4 protein-coding genes and 1 pseudogene are annotated in these 4,409 nt (G+C 24.9%); all 5 read right to left on the bottom strand.

The features are described 5' to 3' along the window. Positions 1–274: pseudogene (locus J7M77_RS03510) on the bottom strand (ABC transporter ATP-binding protein); the annotation flags it as partial. Between the two features lie 44 nt (positions 275–318). Further along, positions 319–855 (bottom strand): accessory gene regulator B family protein, encoded by a 537-nt coding sequence (locus J7M77_RS16830; RefSeq protein WP_367236731.1) that lies wholly within the window; start codon positions 853–855, stop codon positions 319–321. 198 nt (positions 856–1,053) lie between these two features. Continuing rightward, positions 1,054–1,245 (bottom strand): hypothetical protein, encoded by a 192-nt coding sequence (locus J7M77_RS03505; protein WP_296876051.1) that lies wholly within the window; start codon positions 1,243–1,245, stop codon positions 1,054–1,056. Between the two features lie 47 nt (positions 1,246–1,292). Continuing rightward, on the bottom strand, positions 1,293–2,027 hold the full coding sequence (locus tag J7M77_RS03500) for a flavodoxin family protein (RefSeq protein WP_296876050.1): 735 nt from the start codon (positions 2,025–2,027) through the stop codon (positions 1,293–1,295). 16 nt (positions 2,028–2,043) lie between these two features. Next, positions 2,044–3,342: a hypothetical protein gene (locus J7M77_RS03495; RefSeq protein ID WP_296876048.1), complete on the bottom strand. Its 1,299-nt coding sequence runs from the start codon at positions 3,340–3,342 to the stop codon at positions 2,044–2,046. Positions 3,343–4,409 lie beyond the last annotated feature (1,067 nt).

Genomic DNA, 4,409 nt, shown 5'->3' with positions numbered 1-4,409 from the left:
CTTGTGAGATATTGTTAGCTTCTTCGTTGATAAGGGAATCATAACCATCAGGTAAGGTACGAATAAAGTGATGAACATTAGCCATCTTAGCAGCATTGATAACTTCGTCTTTTCGGGCATCAAGACGGCCGTAGCGAATATTATCATAAATACTACCTGAATATAGCCAAGTATCTTGCAATACCATTCCAAACATTGAACGTAATTCCCCACGTTTCATATCGCGAATATCGACACCATCGATTTTAATACTTCCACCTTTAACATCATAAAATGGCATTGGTCATTCCTTAAATATATTAACTTTATATTTGATATTTAAATTTTTATTTTCCCTATTATGAATAAAATAGCATTCGTTAAACATGCATATACATATGCTGATAAAACATACATATTCTCATAATAATATATTACCGAAATAAAATAAAACAATGTTAAATAGTGAACAATTTTTTTTGCATATAATATATTTTGATAATTATTAAGTAACTTATCTTGTGAATATGGTGTTTGGAAATTCATTAATAAAAGTATTATTGTAACAAAAATAATGCCTATCATACTTAAATTTAAATAATTATATAAATTTATGATCACTATTGATATCAAAAAAAACATAAACATACATAGAAATTTATTTTTACAATGATACCCCCCTAAAAAAACGCGTAAAGGACAAAAATATAGCAAGAATATTATGCTGAAAAGCAAAGAATTAAAGTATATGCCTATAATTATTAAAACTAATATAGACATAATATTAAAAATTAGAATTTCACAACCATAAACATACATATCCATATATTTAAAATCTTTTTTATCTACTATTAATTCTAATAAATATTTTATCATTAGCCCTCTAGTATACTATAAATGACTTCTTTAATGATCATCTACAGTTTACCTTTTCCTTTCTATAAATTTTATTTAGACGTGGTTAATTACAATTAAATTTATCCATAAAAATACAAAAATATATGAATGTGAATTTGTGTAACTCTAAAAATAAAACTCCATTGCTTAACAACAATGAAGTTTTAACTCTAACACTTAACATTCAGATTCGGTATATCCTGGATTAGTAGTAAGCTGTGTACTAGCTGCAGAAATCATAGTAATAATTTCAGTAACCAAGCATGGTTTTGTTGTTGGACTATAAGTAGTTACCATATAAGGCTCAACCGTTTGCCCATCACCATCATTAATGTTAGCCTGTAAATCAAAGTCCTTTAATTCATCCATAGATTTGTACTCCTTTCATTAAAAATTATTTTATTATCACACAAATCTTATTTTGTGAAATAATTAAAGCTAATAAATTTATTATTCACATAATCATAAAGTGTTTTGCTTTCTAAAAGTCCAGTCTCAATCCAATATTGCTTCTCAATAGAGTCATTTACCTGTTTTCTATACATATTTTTAAAATTTTGAAATGCTTTTTCACTGAAATTATTTATAATTTGTTTTTTATTATTATTTATGTTATAACTTATAGCATCGGTTATATTAGTAATATTTTTTTGTAAAACATATTCCGTATCAGATTTCTTTTGATATAAAACTGTTTGAATATCAGATGCTCCCAAAAAACTTAATATTTCATATAAATAATTCAAGCATTCTGATCCTCCAGAATTATCTGTTGTAATAACAGCAATTGCTCTTTTTTTTGCAAATCTAAACTCATGGCACCAGTAACTAATCCTATCAATCATACACTTAAAACTTCCAGAAATATTATTTGCATAGACTGGACTACCCCAAATTATAATGTCACTTTTCAAATAGTCTCTTTTTAGTTTATCCATATCGTCTGTTTTATCCAAAAAACATTGATTAGTTATAAAACAATTTCTGCACCCTTGACATTGTGACATTAAATTATGTCCGTCATACTGATTTATTGTAACATCATTTTTAAGCTTATCTGATAATTCCTGTACTATTTTATTTACTATTTCTTTTGTTATTGAATTATTATTTGCACTTCCAACAAAAGTTGTTATTATTTGTGTTTTCATTAAGTTCACCTACTTATTATATATTTATTATTTGAGAAAAAATATCAGAAAAAGCCATGTCATAATCATATGATTTTAATTTTCTACTATATTCTTTTAATTTATCAGAAACATATGGGCTAAAAATAATTTTAAACTCATCATACATATTTCTTTTTTTTCTTCCATATTGCGTTACTCCTACCCCAATTTTTTCTATAAACAAGCCATTCATTCTTTGCTCACAAGTTATCGGCCTAATTATCATTGGTGTTTCATAATAAATTGATTCTAAAATACTATTAAACCCACCTGCAGAAATAAATGCATCTGCTATACTCAAAATATAATTTTGTGGTAAAAATTTATCACAATATACCTTATCGCTTAAATGATTTAATGATATATACTCATTAATTTGCTTAGTATATTTACCTCCAGAAATAATTAATGAATAGCCAAAGAAATACATTTGTTTAATTGTGTGATAATAAAATGGCATTTCTTGATTAATAAAAGAGCCAGTAGAAAGATAAATCAATTTTTTATGTTTTAATGCCAAAAAATCAATTAATTTTTTAGGAATATTTTTTTCAATAGAATACTTTTTTATAGATGGATTTAAGATAAAACTATTAATGTGCTTTAGCGATTCTTGTGGTTGTAGAAAATCTGGACTAAAAATAATATTCACTCTATCTGTAATGTTAAAATTATGATACGGTACTATTGCAACTGCATCATATTCTAATTCAAATTTATTGTATAATTTTTCGATTAATGTTCTAAAATTGGTATAATAATTTGCAGGAAGATACTTAACTATATCCAATGTTCCAAAAAAAATATGCCAATCCTTCGGATTATTTTCAAAATATTCCCAATTATATAAATTATTCGTAATAAAGCTAACTATCGGAATGTCTAATTTTTTAGCAGCGCACATCCCATATAAATCAACAGAATCCCTTATGATAAGATCTGGTTCAATTTTTTTTAATTTTAATATTATTTCATTCAAGCGTTCTTTTTGTACAGTATGCGTTGCAATAATATCTTGATATATATAGTGATAATGCGATTTTACAAAATTTTTACTTTCTTTTAATACTATTAATGATTTTTCTAATTCTCGTTGTGCAATTTCATTATATATACGTTCACCAATATCGAATCCGTATTTCATATATTTTATTTTATTTTCATTAAAGAATTTTCTATTTTCGTTTGTACCAAAAATATATATACAATGTTTTTTCAAAATAAGTTTTTCAACAAATTCAATAATTGGTTTAATATGGCTTATATGTTTTACAGTAAATATAACTATTTTCATATTTTTTTCCTCCGTTTCTGTTTGTCTAAATCGCTAAAATACAAATATCTTAATAAAAAGGTTCCTCTACACTTGCTTTTGCAGTATTATAAAAAAGTAGTATACTACAAAATAAGCGGTAAATAGTAAGCAATCCCGATCTATTTAAAATATCCTAAATATTTACAAGTTGCCGTCAATCATAAATAGAACGCAAACTCAAGCGTTTAAGATTGATTTTTACTAACTATAAATATATTTTGCAAACTGACAATCAATACCATCACTCCTTTTTTGAAAAAATTTTATGCTTAAAATACATTATTTTAAGCATGTTGCTCATCAAAGATATCACTAAATATATTCAAAAATAATTCTCTTACCTCAACTATTTCTAATTCTTTTTTAAAACATCACGGTCAATCATATATAAAGTTTTATTTGCTAAAGCAGAAATCATTAAACACACTTTAATATATTTCAATGATTTTCTTACATTTTACTGAGATAAACAGCATACAGCTTATATCCAAAATTTTTATTATTTCTAAAATTAATGTTAATATGACACGGTTTAAATCAACTTAGCGCCTATATTACCGAACTAGAACATCTCCTACAAATAATGAAAGTGTAGAAAAGAAAAATTAGACTGTATTTTAAAACAGTATTGGTAAAATTTATAGTGATATTAATTAAAAACAAAAACAGTTATTTTAATCAAAAGAATACAAGAATCGAGAAAGAACAGACTGTAAGAAAGAAAATCAATCATTAGAATGATATTCGTTAGCATTTATCTTATGATTCTAATTGGAGAAAATGTTTAATACTTTAGACTTTACCTAGTTTAGGAATCTAAAATCACACTATTATAAAATTAAACTTATTTTTAGTTCGTTTTGTGTCTTTGTTCACATCTAAGTTCAATTATTTATTATCCTTTTTCTTGTATATTGTTTACGGTTATATAATAACATATTCTATCTTCTCTCATATAATTCTTTCCTAAAATACCATCATTTGTCATAACAAACAAAAATATTCCCTTTTTAATAAATTATTTACTGTTGCATACAATAGTACTT

Origin of the sequence: Thomasclavelia sp. (assembly GCF_017889095.1) — a bacterium.
Classification (GTDB): Bacteria; Bacillota_I; Bacilli_A; order Erysipelotrichales; family Coprobacillaceae; genus Thomasclavelia.
This window is presented reverse-complemented; position numbering and strand designations above follow the sequence as displayed.